Annotated in this window: 13 protein-coding genes and 3 pseudogenes; 8 read left to right on the forward strand and 8 right to left on the reverse strand. The window is 52.6% G+C overall.

Annotated elements, in window-relative coordinates:
- Positions 1 to 100 precede the first annotated feature (100 nt).
- Together GCU68_RS16640 and GCU68_RS16645 are read right to left on the reverse strand one after the other, a co-directional pair.
- Positions 101 to 964, reverse strand: a complete 864-nt coding sequence (locus tag GCU68_RS16640) for a ParA family protein (protein ID WP_152943758.1) — start codon at positions 962 to 964, stop codon at positions 101 to 103.
- Positions 965 to 1155: 191 nt separating this feature from the next.
- Positions 1156 to 1446, reverse strand: coding sequence for a hypothetical protein (locus GCU68_RS16645; RefSeq protein WP_319633702.1), 291 nt, complete (start codon positions 1444 to 1446; stop codon positions 1156 to 1158).
- Between the two features lie 996 nt (positions 1447 to 2442).
- Here GCU68_RS16645 and GCU68_RS16650 point away from each other — a divergent pair.
- On the forward strand, positions 2443 to 3675 hold the full coding sequence (locus tag GCU68_RS16650; protein ID WP_152943759.1) for an orc1/cdc6 family replication initiation protein: 1233 nt from the start codon (positions 2443 to 2445) through the stop codon (positions 3673 to 3675).
- Positions 3676 to 3724: 49 nt separating this feature from the next.
- Here GCU68_RS16650 and GCU68_RS16655 read toward each other — a convergent pair.
- Positions 3725 to 5090, reverse strand: a pseudogene (locus tag GCU68_RS16655) (RNA-guided endonuclease InsQ/TnpB family protein).
- An 891-nt stretch (positions 5091 to 5981) separates the two neighbouring features.
- Between GCU68_RS16655 and GCU68_RS16660 the strand changes: the two are divergent.
- The 4 genes from GCU68_RS16660 (at position 5982) to GCU68_RS16675 (ending at position 10575) form a co-directional block, all read left to right on the forward strand.
- Positions 5982 to 6257, forward strand: coding sequence for an alpha/beta fold hydrolase (locus GCU68_RS16660; protein ID WP_227015017.1), 276 nt, complete (start codon positions 5982 to 5984; stop codon positions 6255 to 6257).
- Between the two features lie 404 nt (positions 6258 to 6661).
- The gene (locus GCU68_RS16665; protein ID WP_152943760.1) at positions 6662 to 6877 is read left to right on the forward strand and encodes a hypothetical protein; all 216 of its coding nucleotides are present in this window, start codon (positions 6662 to 6664) and stop codon (positions 6875 to 6877) included.
- 1585 nt (positions 6878 to 8462) lie between these two features.
- Entirely contained in the window at positions 8463 to 9809 is a 1347-nt protein-coding gene (locus tag GCU68_RS16670; RefSeq protein WP_152943761.1) for an orc1/cdc6 family replication initiation protein, read from the forward strand.
- A gap of 466 nt (positions 9810 to 10275) precedes the next feature.
- Positions 10276 to 10575 carry an ArsR family transcriptional regulator gene (locus GCU68_RS16675; protein WP_227015019.1) on the forward strand — a complete coding sequence of 100 codons (300 nt, stop codon included), beginning with the start codon at positions 10276 to 10278 and terminating at the stop codon, positions 10573 to 10575.
- Between the two features lie 356 nt (positions 10576 to 10931).
- Here the strand turns inward: GCU68_RS16675 and GCU68_RS16680 are convergent.
- Positions 10932 to 11131: pseudogene (locus tag GCU68_RS16680) on the reverse strand (hypothetical protein).
- A gap of 93 nt (positions 11132 to 11224) precedes the next feature.
- Positions 11225 to 11548 (reverse strand): hypothetical protein, encoded by a 324-nt coding sequence (locus GCU68_RS16685; protein WP_152943762.1) that lies wholly within the window; start codon positions 11546 to 11548, stop codon positions 11225 to 11227.
- Positions 11549 to 11697: 149 nt separating this feature from the next.
- Here GCU68_RS16685 and GCU68_RS16690 point away from each other — a divergent pair, with 149 nt between their 5' ends.
- Together GCU68_RS16690 and GCU68_RS16695 are read left to right on the forward strand one after the other, a co-directional pair.
- On the forward strand, positions 11698 to 12624 hold the full coding sequence (locus GCU68_RS16690; RefSeq protein ID WP_152943763.1) for a helix-turn-helix transcriptional regulator: 927 nt from the start codon (positions 11698 to 11700) through the stop codon (positions 12622 to 12624).
- The gene (locus GCU68_RS16695; protein WP_152943764.1) at positions 12621 to 13424 is read left to right on the forward strand and encodes a DUF6036 family nucleotidyltransferase; all 804 of its coding nucleotides are present in this window, start codon (positions 12621 to 12623) and stop codon (positions 13422 to 13424) included. Before GCU68_RS16690 ends, GCU68_RS16695 begins: the two co-directional genes overlap by 4 nt.
- A 63-nt stretch (positions 13425 to 13487) precedes the next feature.
- Here GCU68_RS16695 and GCU68_RS16700 read toward each other — a convergent pair.
- The 3 genes and pseudogenes from GCU68_RS16700 to GCU68_RS16710 form a co-directional block, all read right to left on the reverse strand.
- A pseudogene (locus tag GCU68_RS16700) lies at positions 13488 to 14823 on the reverse strand (RNA-guided endonuclease InsQ/TnpB family protein).
- 160 nt (positions 14824 to 14983) lie between these two features.
- On the reverse strand, positions 14984 to 15184 hold the full coding sequence (locus tag GCU68_RS16705; protein WP_152943765.1) for a hypothetical protein: 201 nt from the start codon (positions 15182 to 15184) through the stop codon (positions 14984 to 14986).
- Positions 15185 to 15505: 321 nt separating this feature from the next.
- Positions 15506 to 16066 (reverse strand): hypothetical protein, encoded by a 561-nt coding sequence (locus GCU68_RS16710; RefSeq protein ID WP_152943766.1) that lies wholly within the window; start codon positions 16064 to 16066, stop codon positions 15506 to 15508.
- 330 nt (positions 16067 to 16396) lie between these two features.
- On the opposite strand from GCU68_RS16710, the gene GCU68_RS16715 reads away from it, so the two are divergent.
- The gene (locus tag GCU68_RS16715) at positions 16397 to 17797 is read left to right on the forward strand and encodes a carotenoid oxygenase family protein (protein ID WP_152943767.1); all 1401 of its coding nucleotides are present in this window, start codon (positions 16397 to 16399) and stop codon (positions 17795 to 17797) included.
- The last annotated feature ends 62 nt before the right edge of the window (positions 17798 to 17859 follow it).

Below are 17859 nucleotides of genomic sequence, written 5' to 3' on the forward strand. Positions count from 1 at the left end.
GGACGGTCTGACTGTTCAGTATTACTAGTTAGTTCATCTTGTTCTTCTGCCTGTTCACTCTGATCAGTCTCGTCAGCAAATGGATTTTGGCCACCAGATTTCATGCTGTGACCTCCGTCGTCGCAAATTGATCGGCGATGAATTCGGCCAGTTCGTCGAACTTTTCGAGTGTCGGTTCTTCGTAATCACGAAGATCACGGTAGGCATCGTTCTCCGCGAGTTCGTAGATCGACACCTGGTTGTCCCACGCGTCACCAAGCATCGATCCGCGCTCACCGATCGATACGGGGGCGATCGGCAGTGACTCCTCCTCGAGTGCCTTGAGATATTTCTGGTTCACGTTCGTCCCCTTGACCTTGTTCGGCACAGCACCGAGAACACCGACGTCGATATCTCCGAGTTCAGTCTCGAGGCCGTTGACCACGTCACGGAGACCCTGAATGCTCCGCTCACCTTTTGGAGATGGTTCGAACGGGACGAGGAGGTTCGACGTTGCGTAAACTGCGTTGTACAGATGTTGCCCCTCAGACGCTGGTGGGTCGATGATGAGAACGTCGTATTCCGATGGGACACCAGCATCGACGAGGACCCGCCGGAGCTGTTTTTCCTTCTCGAATTCACCATCGAGACTCGTCTGGTCCTCGAGTTCCTTAGCCGTCGCGAGGAGATCAGCAAGGTTGCCGAGATTATTGTGGCTTGGAACAAGATCAACGCCTTCAGCTGACTGGATGAGGTCGTCGAAATCACCTCGTGGTCGATCGACCATATGGAGTACAAGATTGTCGGCCTCGCTGTCAGCTTTCCGACCATCGAGACCGAAGTGATTGGTTAAGCCGCCGTCCTGAGGATCCATATCAATTCCGAGAACCTTCTTTCCTTGATTGGCGTGCGCACGCATGAGGTTGGCTGCAAGCGTCGTCTTCCCAACGCCACCAGCTTCGGACCATACCGTATACGGAATCATACACACTAAGCAGACGGTCTCCATGTATATAATACTAGCCAGACAAGACAGTATTGCTTCCCAGTATTACTGACCAGCAATACTGATCAGAATGTGTGGAAAATTGAAGGATACGCACATAAGACGGCTTCAGAGTAGACAAAGCAGATTACGAGAGGTCAGAAATTCGAACTTCTTGTGAATTAGCGTAATTAAAAGCTAGCAGAGTCCGAAAGGACACCCCACCATGTCCACTGTCTCATCGAGTGCCTCGAGTAGCAAATCAGAATTCGTATCCAGTACATATTCAGAATATCGTCCGCCAGCTTTCCCTTATGCCGCTTCGTCCGACTTACAATCCCTAACATTGCGAGTTCGCCAAGGAGGTCTTGCATTCGATGAGGTACGAGAGGGTCAACCGCAGCTCGGTCACAGACGATTTCATATCGATCCTGAACTTGAGTATTGTAGCGAGCAACGAGACCAATTTGGGATGAACCGATGGATCAATAGTAATCCATCAAAAATAAGACAATACCCACACACCCCGGGTGTCGAGTGTAAACCAGCGGAATTGAACGGTAGAATCCGTTTCAGAGGTGTTCAGAAAAGGAGGTTATACTGAAATTAGACGTGCTCTCTGTCTAAGGAGAGGTAACAACGAAGAAACCGTGTAAGCAAACCTACGAACAATCTCATAATATCACGTCTCAGTTACACGTCCACTGAGTATATAATGCCATGTTCAACTTTGATCTTCAGTCACAATTTCCCGGCCTATGTATGATGATTCCACCTTCCGAATTTTGCCGTAACAATAAAATATATAAATAGTTTCTAGATAGTAGTAGTAGTAGAGTACTGTGAAGAGTTGTTGTTCAACACTCCTATCTTTCTGCGAGGAGAGAATCCCGCCGTTCACGGCGTTGACGAGAGCGGAGCTCTCGTTCGCACATCAGAACGCGAAGCGTTCTGAGGACGGGCGTGAATCCGACAACGCCTACGCAAACCACGTTTAACCCAGCGGTGCGGTGCCGTGGGAAGCCTCGCCGTTTACGGCGAGGAGGAGGTCACTGTAGGAATCCTCTCTTCAAGAGTCCGTACATAACTACACGCGAGAGAACTAGCTACCCACTATTTCGCTAGTTTACACTCGACACCCGGGGTGTGTGTGTGTGTGTTCTCGAGTTCGTTGAGATATACATGACCTCGGATCTTGAGTCACCGTTGGCAACTCATACACATGTTAACTAATACACTTGACGACCGGTGTGGGGCTTTGATTAAATTGTATCAACCGATACACTCGACACCCGGGGTTTGGGCGCCTCTTATCGTTCAATAGTACCGGTTGTTTTTATTCTTATTTAGAACACTTCTATCTCCCTTCTTCGGACAGATACACTCGACACTTGGTGTGGGAAGAACACATAGATTTATGTCCATCACCGACCGTCGTGTGTAACAATGAAGTGGACTCTCGGGGGTCGATCACCAAGATGAGCGACGAGTCACAGAGCTCTCTTGATTCGATTTGGCAGAGTGAAGACCCGATTTTCACGAACAAGGAGCTTCTTGATATCGAACACATTCCGGACGAGGAGCGGATCATTGGTCGCGACGATGAAATCTCGAACCTTGCAAATGGTGTCCACCCAGCAATTCGAGGAGGTAAGCCGCGGAATACAATAATTTACGGTAAAACGGGGACGGGAAAGAGCTTAGTCGCCAAACATGTTACTCAGAGTGCCGAACGCTTTGCTCAGAAGGAAGGGACACACCTAGCTCGAGCGTATATCGACTGCACACAGACGACGACAGAAACGCAGGTCGTAATAAAGCTTGCACGGTCGTTCAACGACCCAGAAAAAACAGATATCTCTGTGCCACTTTCTGGGCTATCTACAAACGCGTACTACGATCGGCTTTGGAATATTCTTGACGCTCTGCACGATGTCGTCATCATCATCCTCGACGAAATAGACAAGCTCCAGGAGAACAACGTGCTAATGCAGCTTTCTCGAGCCGGGGAGGCTGGTAAACTCGAGTCATGCAAAGTCGGGATAGTCGCTATCAGTAACAAGATTTCTTTCAAGGATAGTCTCGATGAACGAGTCCTCAGTAGTCTGCAGGAACGTGAGTTTATTTTCCCTCCATATGATGCAAATCAGTTGCGTGAAATTATGCGTCATCGAGAGGATGCGTTCCACGAAGGCGTTATTAGTGATGAGGTGATTCCACTGGCAGCTGCGTTCGCCGCACAGGAACACGGGGATGCTCGAAAGGCACTTGATATTCTTCGAAACGCAGGTGAGCTTGCTAAGGACGATGGTAGTGATCTGGTTCTTGAAGAGCACGTCAGAGATGCCCGTGAACAGGCGGATATCGACCGATTCTCGAAGTTGCTTCAAGACCAGCCGACTCAGTCAAAAGCAGCTGTCTATGCGCTTTCATTGCTTGCAGATGGACAGAAGCAAGAGGAGTTCTCTACTCGCGAGATCTACGAGCAGTACGAACAGCTCACAAAGACGCTTGACATAGATTCACTCTCTCAGCGCCGGATGGCCGACAGACTGAATGAGCAGGCATTCCTCGATATTTTAGGGATCACAGATCGTGTCGGTCGTGGTCGTGGCAAGGGGATGACAAACTTCTATTACCTGCTTGAGGATCCAAAAGTTGTACAGACCGCTATCGAGTCCGATCAGCGGTTTTCCGACGTGAAATCGTGACATCCTCCTCGCCGTTCACGGCGAGGCTTCCCTACCGCAGTTGAGATATTTATGATTTGCAGCTGCTCGCTTGTTCAGCGAACGTCCCCTGTCCACGACTATGGTCGTGTTCTCCACGACGGAACAGGTTGACTACTGGACGTGCCACACGCCCGCTACTCCTATCCTCTGTAGATCGAGGATTCAGAGTTACCTTTTCTGCTTGGTCTAACCGACGCCGAATGTTCTCCGCACCATTCGAATCGGCGTTCATCACGGCCTCACACCCACGACAGACGTATAAGCCGCGCTCAACACGGTTGGCGTCTCGTTTCTGCCCACAACGCGAACACGTCTTCGACGTGTCTCGCTCGCTCACTATCACCACAGTGATACCTTCCGCTTTCGCCTTGTATGTGAGTAAGTTCGTGAACCGGTCGAACGCCCATCCGTGCAAGCCTTCGTTGCCACGGTCGCCCCAGTTCCGAGCCTCACCAGTCTCGTCGTCTTCGCGGATGCCTTCGAGGTTGCCGACAGCAATTGTCCCGACACCTCGTTCAACACACTCTGCAACGATGTGTTTCGTGACGGCGTGTAGGTAGTGCGACCGACGCTCAGAACGCTTCTTGCGGAGTCTCAAGGCATTGTTCGAGCGAGACGAGTTGCACTTCGCAATCTCCTTAGCGAAGTACCGTTCGTCGGTCTTGAGAGCGTTCCCCGGATACAACTCGTGGTCGCCCGTAGAATACGAGACGGCGGCGAAGTTTGAGATACCGAGGTCAATGCCAGCAGTTTCGTCGCCGGGAGACTCGGCCTCGATTTCGTGTTTGCAGACGATGTGAAGTTCCCATTCGCCTTTAGAACCGTTCCAGACTGCTTTCACGTGGCCAACGTTCTCGATCGTCACGTCTGGTCGGGTTTCAATCTCACAGAGGATGAAGTCTGACCAGTGTTCTTTCAGATTTCGACCTTTAGAGAGGCGAATCCGATTATTCTTTGCGTCGTGTTTGAACCCGTCTTCTTTGAACGTGACTGTCGATCGTGGGTGATCGTCGCCGTTCTTCCGATACTTCGGTGGGTTTGCGCGGTCGTCCCCGTTTCGGCGTTTAGCATACCAACCACTGAACGCTTCAGCGAGTTCTTCTATAACTCGCTGTGCTCAATGAGCGAAGCTCATTGGCATCACGAGACGGCGAAGCCGTCTCGAACGAACTCGACTGAGAATTGAGTCGGCATAGCGTTCGTGATTCTTCAGGTATGCCTTGAGTGGGCCATCCTCGGGGATTGTCCCTGTTTCGCTCCAGATGCGGTCACACGTCCAGCGTGCGATGTTCCAGAGCTTTGAGGCGGCCAAACCCAAGCGAGTCCAAATCACTCTGCACCTGTTGCTGGTTGCGAATGGTAGCAACATAGGTGCGAGTGACCTGAATCGCCATACATAGGCTATGTAGACAATCCTACTTAATGGTGCGGATTGGCATTAAATATCCGGCCTGCCATCGACGGTGGTGTGTGGATGAATCGTCGGATTCACGCCCGGCGTAAACGCCGGGATTCTCTCCTTGAAAATCATAGATTCACGCTAGAGAAATATCTCTTTCACATTCGACATCTGGCGCTCCCAAGTCTCTGAGTTTGAGGTATCGTTTCTCTTGTGAGACTGTCTGGTCTTGAGAGAGCCTTTAGCTGGTAATTTCGAGGGTTTACACTCGACACCTGGGGTCATAGGTCCCTGAACTTAACAGATAGTTTCTCTTGTGAGGCTATCTGGTTCTGAGAAAGTCTCTGGTTGGTGATTTTGAGGGTTTACACTCGACACCTGGGGTCCTAGATCTCTGTGTTTAACAGATTGTATCTCTTGTGAGGCTATTTGGTTTTGAGAGAGTCTCTGGTTGGTGTTTTTGAGGGCTTACACTCGACGCATGGGGTGACGCAATCCGCGTGAGGGAGCATATAAATGAATACACTCGACACTTGGGGTAGGGGAGACGACTCGAGTTTACAGAGATTCTACTGAGCTTGTCGTTCGAGTGCCTCTGCTCGCCAACAACGTTTGACGGCTGCATCATCCGAAGCGCCATCAGCAGCGATCGTGAACTGCTTTCTTCGGTGAACGATCTGCTCGAGTATCAGTACTGATCTTGGCTTCATCCACTGCAGCATCTCGAGCGTCCGCTTGGAGGTGTTCGTAGCGGACCTCGCAGCTATGGCGAGTTCAGTCACGAGAAGAACCTCGAGACGCTCGCGCTGTTCACACCCTCCTGGGATCGTGTTGCCGGAGACATCTTCCGTGATCTTCTCGATAAGCTGTCATATAAGTAACTCGAGTGGGTGATCCGAGAGAGCGAGAAGACGCTGACCAACACGGCGATCAATCTCTGGGTGCCATGGTGACGAACGATTACCGGGAAACGTTACCTGAGATCGACGTGCCGACGCTCGTCACGTACGGCGAGGAGAGCAATCTCTACGCACCGGAGACAGCCAAATTCATGACCGATCAGATCCCGGACTCGGAACTGGTTGGGTTCTCGGATGTCGGGCACGGCGTTCCGCTCGGGATGCCGGAGGAGTTGACTGAGGAACTCGAGGGATTCCTCTGATATATTGGTACACGGAATACTACATCTCCTGGACCGAATCGTGCATTCACACCGTACTCCGATACACTACTAGCCATCAACTTCTGCGCGTGGTCACACGAGATTTCCAGATCAAATTCTCGTCACTCCAGTCGCGTCTGGCGTTGATCCTTGTTCCCGAACTGTCGGACGTACCGTTTTTCAATATTTGAGACACACAGTGCGCAAAGTGAACTGCTCGAGGTTCTGCAACTCTTGAATCCGTTTCTCAGAGCGCTCTTCGGGGAACTCCTCCGGTAGATCCGCACGAAGCGATTCGAACTATCATTCTAACTGTTCTTCGAATGCGCTTGAGCCTCCATGTCGGATGTTGAGTAGGGATTGTCATCGATACATTCAAAACTAAAGTGATAGAATACTAATTCGTGGCCAGTATCGAATTTGATTTTGACGACGACATGATCGCTGTCGACGACCACGACCACAAGCGTCGATTCGTTGCCGCACAAGACGATGGTGTCTGGCGCGTGTTCGAAGGCCCGATGAACGGCTCGCACGCACTCTCGCAGCGGACTACTGTCGAGACAGCAAATCAAGCCCTCGTTGATGCGTTGCAGTGGCTTACCGAGTCTGACGACTAGCGATTGAGGCAGCGGAAGAAAATATTGCGCTGTTTGTCTGTAAGTGGATATTTGTATTGAAAATATGGGCGGAATTTACATAGAGCGGTTCTCGAGCGGTGGATATGGTTTCTATCAATCACGTGAAAACACAGGTTGAATCGTTCGACGGCGTCGAATCGGTGATCGACGACAACAGCGCCCCCTCCTTCAGCGACTTGTCGCTCAGAGGTGCAGTTCGACAACTCGAGTAAGGACAACATGCTGACTTATGTAACAGATATCCGTCGCAGATTTCTGTAACAGATACTTGTTACAGTTGACATCCCCCTCCGCGTGAACACGGAGGAATCCCGAGCGGTGGGAGTGTCAGGTTCGCAGTCCAATCACCGGACTACCAGCCCTTTCGGGCACGGGTAATCCCACAGCATCGGACTGGTGGACTGCTAGCCATGCCAAGTGGCTGTTACCCCTATCTTCGACCATGTTTGGCGTCCCGGTGTTGTTTTTGCCACAGGGACGCCAGCAGGCGTCAGTGGACTTAGGGGTATCTTGGGGTCGCTTTCAGCAGTCGGCACGTCGGCACACCCTTCGAGGATGTGGCGTTCACCGACTGAACTTTCGGATATTGCCTCCTTTCGTGGGCGGGCTGGCCGTGGTTCGAAAATCCAAGATTTTCGTCATCACGAGAGAGCGACGCTCTCTCGAACGACCTCCGTAGGACGGTTCGGAATCCGCTCCATTCCGACCGATTCCTATCGTACAGTATGGCGACCTGTCACTTAAACATCACCGTAGGAAACATCGGAGCGAGCGTTTGAACGGTGGTCTGTTACCACAAGTGACGGCGCGTATCCACGGCGTTCACGCCGTGATATTGCGCCTGTTCAGCCTATAACTCCCCCACCCCGTGTGCGAGATGAAATTGATACAAAAGTGGGGGAGCGAAAATCACTGAGAAACGCGGGAGCGGCTAAAGTCGTGCATATCATGGAGAGAAGATTCAATACCGAAAGATAAGAAATAGCCTATGTAATAGAAAAGTTTTATCACCCTTCTCAAAAAACCAAATCCGCACTAGAACTATACTCTGTTTGAGTTGGTATTCAAAATATAAGATTAATTTAAGTTATTCTAGCTTGTACGCGCTTCTCTAGACGTTATTTCCTCGGATATCTGCTGTGTTAGGACTTCTACTTCCACTCTGTCTATTGTCTCTTCTATCCTATGCCTCCTACATGTCTCGCAAATTCATCTCGCACACGGGGTGTGTGGGTTAATCGATTGCCGTGACAACTTCTCATTTCATGTTATTTTTCATTTAGAAATACTAGATAATGCATAGTCAGTTTCTCCTGGCCTGTGCAGTAGAACATCGATCGCGATCTCACTTTGCACATGGTATATCTGTGCCAATGTCTCCTCTGAGTTCTCTCTGTCAATTTCATCTCGCACACGGGGGGTACTTGCCAATTTGACTTCGCCCGCGGTTCGATGGGTTCTCGTAAAGACTGCCTATACTCCGCTTATAACCCAAGAATTCGTCGTATTTAACCTCGCACGCGGTTTCCATATCTATATATGGAATGGACTACATGTCGATAACATGTCTGACGGTGATGAGCAGCAGTCTCTCTCACAGTCCATCAAAGGCCGTCTTCAAGAGGGGGTTCAGAACTCTGTTTTCAAAGACAAAGGACTCCTTGATCCAGATACCGTCATTGACGAAGACAGGATTGTTGGCCGTGACCAGCAACTGGACGATATTATCACCTATCTCCGACCGGCGCTTCAAGGTAACCGCCCTCCGAACATGCTTCTCTACGGTCCATCGGGAACGGGCAAATCGCTCATCATTAACGCAGTCTGTCAGCAAGTTCAGGAGTTGGCAAACGCTCAGGGAGACCGATTCGGTGTAATCAGAGTTAACTGCCAGACTATCAAGTCTCACGATCGGGCTGTCTATCGACTCGTCGAAAATGCGGCAATCGGAGTCGGTATTGATCCTGGAGTTCCGGAGAGCGGCGTCTCGACTGACCAGAAACTGAACCGATTTTACGAAATCTTGAGTGAGAACTTCGACTCTGTTATTATCATCCTTGATGAGGTTGATCTCCTTGTTGGCCGCCAACGTGATCCGAATGATGAGCCAGCCTACTCCAAGTTACTCTATCAACTCTCTCGTGCATCTCAGTTAGGTCGAATCGAGGGAGATGTCTCAGTGGCTGCACTCACGAACGATCCACGGTTCATGGAGAACCTCGATGGACGGGCGGAGAGCTCGTTTAATCCACAAGATATCGTGTTCTCAGATTACGATGCGAATCAACTACAAGCGATCCTCGGACGTCGTCGCGACGCTTACCGAGATGATGTCCTCGAGGATGGAATTATCCCACTCAGTTCAGCGTATGCTGCTCAGGATCACGGTGATGCACGGAAAGCGATCGACCTTTTCCGGAAGGCTGGTGAGATTGCGGATCGCCAAGGCGAAGACAGGGTTCGCGAAGAACACGTTCGAGGCGCTCAAAAAGAAGCTGAGCGTGACCGCACCCTAACACAAATGCAAGGGCTTTCGACGCAAAAGAAGCTCTCACTCTATGCGACCGCTATCGTTCCTGTCTATTCCTCTCGGAATCTAAACGCTATCCCTAGCACTGTCGCGTACCGTGTGTATCAGTATATTACGGATATCTTGGATACTGATGAGAAATCGCGCGATTCTTATCTTCGGTACATGAGCGAAGCAGAGACCTACAATTTTGTCACGTCTGATAAACGAGGACGAGGCTACGGAAGCGGTGTTCATAAAGAATACACGTTTGTCGATGACCCCGAAGTTGTTGCTGAAACTCTTCAATCAGACATCCGACTTGAGGAAATCGAGAACGACGAGGATCTAATCAGGTCCGTCGTTAACGCCCAGATAAGTGATTTCTTCGATGGAAAATAGCTGGAAGACCATTTGATACCGTCTCCTATTTCATATCGCACACGGGGTGTGGGAGGACCATAGAAATTGTTTGTCCAGATAGGTATGTCTGACAGTGATATACAATATTTCATATCGCACACGGGGTCCCTTCTTCAAAATCTGTGAATTCACTTCGCACACGGGGTGGTCGGATCAAGAACTCTCGTGAACCACATAGCCTACTTACCTGCTTTCACTAGTCCCTTGAAAACGAGTGCTTAGTGTAGCTTCAACCGTGAACTTGTGAGTACATCATCCTACGATCAAACTGCCAGTTCCAATTCATTTTTCTGAAGCCCTGCAAGATACACAGCGCGAATGTCGCACGTTATTTGACTCGATCTACGAAAGGTAGTGACCGGTCATCATATCTGCTTGTGTGATGTTCGATAATTCTTACCACGTTAGGGACAGTCACTTTTTTCCTGTCTCTTGTGGGGAGCCTATGGACGAGTACTTCACCGTCTTGTCGGACATCCAGCGTCGTCAGATACTGGTTGAATTACTTGACCGTTCTCCACGGGCAGATGGTGGTGAACCACTACCAGAACTCACTGGCGATTCTGCGAAAGGATCAGAGATGATGGTAACTCATAATCACCTTCCTCGGTTAGCAGAAGCTGATTTCATCGTCTGGGATCAGGAGACAGACGAAGTGGCAAAAGGCCCCAGATTCGAGGAAATCAGACCTCTCCTTGAGCTTATCGACAGTCATGCTGGTGAATTACCTGAAGAGTGGATTTGAGATCTCTGACTTTCTTTCACCAGTTGATTCGCATGTGTAGTGTGCAGATGGTATACCGCTTTCGCCGTTAAACAAACGAAGCCATCGTGTTGTACTCATCCTCTAAGTCTTGCACGCTATTACTGTCAGTTCACAGTTCAAATCTGCCACTGCACGGATGCTGATACTCACAAGTCAAAGGTTGAAACACCACTTAGCGCACTATATGTCAGCTAATACACTATGACACCCCCCGAAGATTCTCTTCTGCTGCCAAGTCGATATCGTTTAAGGATATTTTCATTACTGCTTAAAATAATATATTTGAGTATTTCCTCCGGAAATACGGTGTGTCTCTCGCTCCATAGCGTTCCGTGTCATCGGTCGATCACCACAACATTAAGATTTGTACCATCTGGTCCAGCGACCGCTTTGCACGCTCGAGTTCACGGTTCTCTCGCTGAGCCTGTCGCTCGAGCAGTTCGGCTCGCCGACACCGTTCACGAGCGACGTCATCAACGCTGTCCTTGTCACTGATCGTGAAGTGCTTGCGACGGTGATCGATTTGCTCGAGCATCAGTGCCAATCGTCGAGACACCTGTATCGCCACTCATCACACTACTGTTTTCAGTAAACCGTTGTTATCCAGTTCCACCGACCCAAATGAGGACTAACTCTCCGAATCGACTGGACCTTTGTACTTCGACTTAATCTTCTCACCCTCTCTCCACTGCCAGTAGTAGTAGCGATTGTCGTTGATCTCCTTCACCGTGATCGTTGCCTTCGATGGGACATCATCCGGAAAATCCTCTGATCGCTCTTCGACCACCTCGTTCTCTTCGTTTTCTGTTAGTCGTGCCTCTCGCTCACGGTATTCAGCGAGCTCTTTGGAGTACCTAGCGACGTGCCGAAGGAGTTTGGGCGAGAAATCGTCAAATGTTTCGAGGATGCCGGTGGGAAGTTCTTGCGGGGGTGTCGGTGGCTCACAGGACATGGTAACTCAATCTGTGTTAACCAACAAAGAACGTCAACAGTATAATGCCGTTGGTTAAGAATGTTCCTTGTCGTTCTCTCTCAACTCTCTCTTCTGGAGTAACACTACTCGAAACTCATTTATAAATAGGTTACGTACTATGTTACAACGTGCTGCGACGAATCGAACTCGAGGTCCTCGCTACCGTCGAACGTGGCGATACGATCTCGGAGCTCGCGACGAAGCTCGACCACAGCGAGAGTTACCTCTCTCGTGCTGTCGCAGACCTCGCTGAGAAGGGGTTGGTCTACACGGAGCGAGACGGCCGCCGGAAACGAGTCATCTCCTCGGATTCTCGGGCTGTTGAAATATACCAGGATTTCGTCCGCCAGCACTCTCACATCGACTTTCCCGAGTTGTTGACGGGCAAAGCCCTCGAGGTACTTTACTACCTCGACCAGCCACAGACCGTTGCTGACGTCGCCGAACGGAGCGGCAACTACCGCAACACCGTCAACCGTATTCTCAAACGGCTGCGAGACCGTGGCCTCGTCGGTATCGATGACAGCCACTACCACTTCAACGGTGACTTCGACCGACTGCACGAGTTTGCTCGCGAACTTGCGCACCATCTCCATCGACAGCGCCTCGAATCGGTTGCGCCGAACGGGACGATTCTCTGGGAGGGCTATGACGAATTTCTCGCACAAACGACAACGGAGATTGACGCCGAACACTTCCATGAGACCGGGCTTGCGCGGTTTGCGACCTTCGATCTCCAGTTCCTGCTGACCCGCCACCGATACTACCTCTATTCTGAGGGCCTAGAGGAAGTCTCGCCGGCGGAGCTCTGCTGTCACACGTTGCTGATCGATGACGGGCCCCGCCACCGCTCGTACTGTCTCCTGTTGCTCAGCCACGCCGATGTCGACGTGAGTGACCTCCGAGAGCAAGCCGAAAAATACGGCCTCGAAGACGAAATCGACACCCTACTCCAATATATCGAGACGAAGGGGGCAGTCGACAGCAATCGCCTCCCCGAGTGGGACGAGTTCCAAGAGCTAGCTGCTGACTACGAGGTGAACTTACCCCAATGAGACCAACTTTCGGACGCGAGTACATCGAGAACGAGTTCAAACGAATCGCAGATGGACTATCTGACAAGCTCACAGTCTACCTGATCGGTGGTGGCGCGATGTCGTTGCGTGACCTCAAGGGGGCGACGAAGGATATCGACCTGGTCGTCGCCGACGGTGACGCATACGGCCAGCTGTGGGCTGTCCTGATGGATCTCGGGTATGCGGAGATACAATCACTGGACGCCGATTACCGGGCGCTGGGCGCAACCAGCTGCGTCGAGAACGCTGATAGGTGTCGGATCGACATCTTCAACCAGCAGGTCGCGAACAAGCTCGTGCTGACTGAGGGGATGCGGGAACGCAGCGAGTCGTTCCTCGCGACCGATCAACTGACCGTCCGCCTAGTCAGCAACGAGGATATCTTCCTGTTCAAGTCGGTCGCAGGGCGGGACGACGACATTGAAGACATGAATATGCTCGTGCAGACTGGCCTCAACTACGACGTCGTCCGAGGTGAACTCGAGGCACAGATCGACTGCCTCGGTGACGACCAGTTTGCCACCTTCACGAATGAGGCCTTGGTTGACCTCGAGGAGCAGTACGGAGTGACCACGCCGATCGAGGACCGCGTCCAGGAGCTGACAAACCGATACTATCGCGGGCTCGAAATCCTTCAGATACTTGATGAACCGATGACCGTCGACGAATTAGCGGCTGACCTCCACCTCGAAATCACGGAGATCAGAGAGCGAATCTCGTATCTCGAGGAGTTCGACCGCGTCATTTGGGATGATAAGAGTGTTTGTTTGGTCGAGTAGGATTTGACATCCTCCACACGACTGAAGTCGTGGGATTCCCGACCGCCGTTGGGATATTGTGGTTTACGACGTGACCTGTTCTTGAGGCGCGAACGCACCAGTTTCCTTCTCAAATAGGTACGTCGATGGCTGTGCCAACCAGCCGTTACTCCTATCTCCACCATCCGTGGCGGGACTCGGAGATACTTTCTGTCGGATGTTCTCAGCACCATTCACGTCCGCGTTCGCCACCGTGGCGCACTCATCACAAACGTATAACCCGCGCTCAACACGGTTCGCCTTGCGTTCCCGACCACAGCACGAACACGACTTTGACGTATTGCGCTCTGAGACCTGCTTAAGAGTGATTTCTTCCATCTCGGCCTTGTATTCGAGTAGATCGGTGAACCGGTCGAACGCCCACGAGTGCAGGTCGAGATTGCCGTGTCTCCCCCAATTCTTCGACTCACCATTCTCCCCGTCCTCGCGGATGCCAGAGAGGTCGCCAATCACGATGGTTCCAACCCCCTCGTCCACACATCGTTCAACGATGTGCTTGGAGAGCGTGTGGAAGTAGTGGGTGCGGCGAGCCGATTTTTTCTGGTTCAATCGCGTGGCCTGCTCGGAGTCCGTGTCGTCACACTGAGCAATCCGTTTGCTGAAGTAGTAGTCGTCTTGCTTCAGGCAGTTGAGCGGATACAACTCGGCGTGGCCGTCCTCGTAGGCGAGGGCGGCGAAGTTGGTGATGCCGAGGTCAATGCCCACGGTCTTCTCACCAGGTGATTCAGCAACTTCTACCTCGGCTTTGCAGACGAAGTGGAGTTCCCACTCGTTACCCGTCCAGACGCCCCTGACTTGTTGGATGCTCTCCACGTTGGAGAGGTCGACGTCGGGGCGGGTCTGGTACTCGCAGAGGATGAAATCCGACCAGTAGTCTTTCAGATTCGACCCCTTTGAGAGTCGAACGCGGTTGTACTGGGTGTCGAGCTTGAAGCCGGCGGCTTTGAAGGTGACTGTGCTTCGTGGGTGTTCGTCGCCGTATTTGCGGTAGCCGGGCGGGTTCGCTCGCGTGTCTCCGTTGCGTCGTTTGCCGTACCAACTGTTGAACGCCTCAGCGAATTCTTGAAGGACTCGCTGTGCTCAATGAGCGAAGCTCATTGGCATCACGAGACGGCTTCGCCGTCTCGAACGAACTTGACTGAGAATTCAGGTCATCATAGCGTTTGTGCGACTTCAGGTACGCGGTGAGTTCGTCGTGTTCAGGGATGTAGCCGATTTCATCCCAGACGCGACTGATTGTCCACCGTCCGACGTTCCAGAGTTTCGAGGCGGCGAATCCGAGCGAATCAAGATCGTCGGACACCTGTTTCTGGTTCCTGACGGAAGCAGTGTAGGTGCGAGTGACGACCTGTTTCGCCATACATAACCTATGTAGACAAACCTACTTGAAGGGATGGATTATGCAGCGTGGAATATCCTGCTATGCCATCGAACGGTGGACTGTGTAGTGGGTTGTCGGATTCATCCCACGACTGAAGTCGTGGGCTTTCTCCTCGATGTTCTGTAACTCTTGTCCGCTTTTATCGCTCGAGTACCTCAACGTCGGGGTGTTTCCCAGCGGGACCGGCAACCACTTTTGCACGCTCGAGTTCACGGAGCTCTCGCTGAGCCTGTCGTTCGAGCAGTTCGGCTCGCCGACACCGTTCACGAGCGACGTCGTCGACAACGTCCTCGCCACCGATCGTGAAACGCTTGCCACGGTGATCGATCTGCTCGAACATCAGTACCGATCCTCGGCTTCATCCACTACGGCATCTCGGGCGTCTGCTTGGAGGTGCTCGTAGCGGACCTCACAGCTGTCCGAACAGAACCGACCAGAATATCCTGCCCGATCGCGAGTAGGTTCTGAACACGTCGGCATTCGGCACTCATCTCGGTCGGTCATCTGGCGATCCCTCGATTCAGGAACTGAGTCGTTTCAATGCTCGTCAGCGCGATTGCTGTCTCTCTTTGTCTCATGGGTTGCTGCGGTGGACTCCTTTCGAGCCCTCGCACCCTTCCGGGGGATACAAACCGTCTCGAGTGACGAGGTCGATCGACAGTCAGCGGCTGAACGTGCCATCCGGCGTAGGGACAAGTCCCGTGCGGATCTCGAGGTCGACACGGCGAAGATGCTTGCAGCCGTTGTCTAGCTGACGCTGCTCGAAATCAGGACAGGTATACGTTGTTGCCTCGATATCGACGTCGTAGGTAGCACCGCTCTCACTCTCGACCTCGTAGATCGGGCCCATTGTCCCAAAGCGGACGTCCAACTCTTCGTTCAGTGCACAGCGAGTTCGTGGATCGTCAACTGAGTAGCCACCTGCCTTGAGGGCAGTCGGCGGTTGGGAGTTCTCGCAGGGGGTGGTGAACTCGTCGCGATGGTTGCGCTTTTGGCCGCACTTCCTGCAACGCCAGTAGCGTGTCCGATACTCGTAGCCATCGGTGAGGTCAATTTCGTACGGTGTTGGCTCTGTGCCCGGCAGCCATTCATCGATCGCGACGAGTTCGTGTCCGTTCAGTCGGGCAACATCTCCTGGATAGTTGCGGTTGCGGTCGCTCGCGTACTCGTTTGTCGATCGATCTCGATGCGGGTCGCTCTCGGGTGGTCGATCTGTACTCATTCGTGGCCTCGAGGCACACGAGTATGCGCCTCACCCTCTCAGGCGCAGAAAAACTGACGGGCCGCTTTATCACCATTAGCTTATCTGTCGATTTTGAAGTATATCGAGGCGAATGCCACGGAGGATTTCTCTTCGATTCTCTGTAACGAGTGAACGCAGCCGTTTTTTCAGCGGAGAAAAGAACAGCTAGGGAGAATACTTAATCGACGGTTCACTCTCGAAATCCAACGGTCGATATGGAACCGTCCTGGTTTCGTGAGACAGATCGAATCACGTGATCGGATCGACGTGCACGAAGGATTGATTGCTGTTTCACCCGAATGCGTTGCCGTGACAGTATCCGGCACCGGCTTTCACTCGCTGACCACCGAAGTCCACGACCACCACCCGACGGTCGAAGGCTCCATCCCCGACTGGCTCTCTGGGACGCTGATTCGCAACGGCCCTGCCCGCTTCGAGGTCGGTGATCGCCGCGTCAACCACTGGTTCGACGGTCTAGCGATGCTCCGCCGCTATGCCTTCAACGACGGTTCGCTCCGCTACTCGAACCGGTTTCTCCGCACCGACGCCTACGCGGAGGCAATGGACGGTCGGCTGACCGGCCAGTTCGGCACTGACACGCGTGGCTGGCGTCGTATCCTCGAGACTGTAACTTCTCTAGGAGTCCCCGATCCGACCGACAACGCGAACGTTCACGTCGCCCGTATCGACGGCGAATATGTCGCACTCACCGAGACCCCGCGCCGAGTCGCCTTTGATCCTGAGACGCTCGAGACACGCGGGCACTTTCGATTCCACGACGACCTGCCCGAACACATTACGACCGCGCATTTCGTCAACGACCCTCACCAGAACGAACTGGTCGGCTTCGCCACGCAGTTCGGTCGGACACCACAGTATCACCTTTACCGTCTCCCGACAGGGAGTCGAACACGAGAGATTATCGCCTCCATCGACGCGAATGGGCCGGCGTATATCCACGACTGTAGCGTCACCGCCAACCACGTCATCATCGTAGAGTCGCCGCTCGTCCTGTCGGTGTTTCGGGCACTGAATCCGTTTGCTGAGGGTGCGATCGACATGCTTGACTGGCAGCCAGAACGTGACACACGCGTGCTCGTGGTCGACCGGAATACCGGCGACATTGTTGCCGATCCGACATTCGAGTCGGCCTTTACGTTCCACCATGTCAATGCCTACGTCGACGGTGGGACGATCGTTCTTGACCTCGTGGAGTTCCCGAACGGCGATATCGTCGACACCATGTCACTGTCCGAACTCGGCGATGGATTCCCAGATGTGCCCGATGCCCACCTGATGCGGTACCGTATCAACCCCGACTCGAATACGATCAGCCGGACGCGACTCTACGATGGCGCGATGGAGATGCCACGCGTCGCCCGCTCAGTCATCGGCCGACGCCACCGCTACGCGTACGGGCAGGTGACCGACCGCACAGGGGCAAACGGACTTGTCAAAGTGGATTGCGAGACAGGCATCGCCAGAGAGTGGTGGAAGCGGTCGGTTTACATCGAGGAACCAATTCCCGTCCAGCATCCTGATGCCGACAGCGAAGATGAGGGAGTTGTGCTTGTGACGGCGCTGAACCCCCAACGTGAGCGGACGGAACTCATGATCTTTGACGCAGCGACGCTAGATGTCCAAGCGCGGGCCATTCTTCCACACGCGGAACCCTTCGGCTTCCACGGCCGTTTCTTCCAGAGTATGTAGTTCAGAGACGGTGTAACCGTCAGCACAGTGGCGCCAAACCGTTGTCCCGACCGGATCGAGCG

The organism is Natronorubrum aibiense (assembly GCF_009392895.1).
In the GTDB taxonomy this organism is placed as follows: Archaea; Halobacteriota; Halobacteria; order Halobacteriales; family Natrialbaceae; genus Natronorubrum; species Natronorubrum aibiense.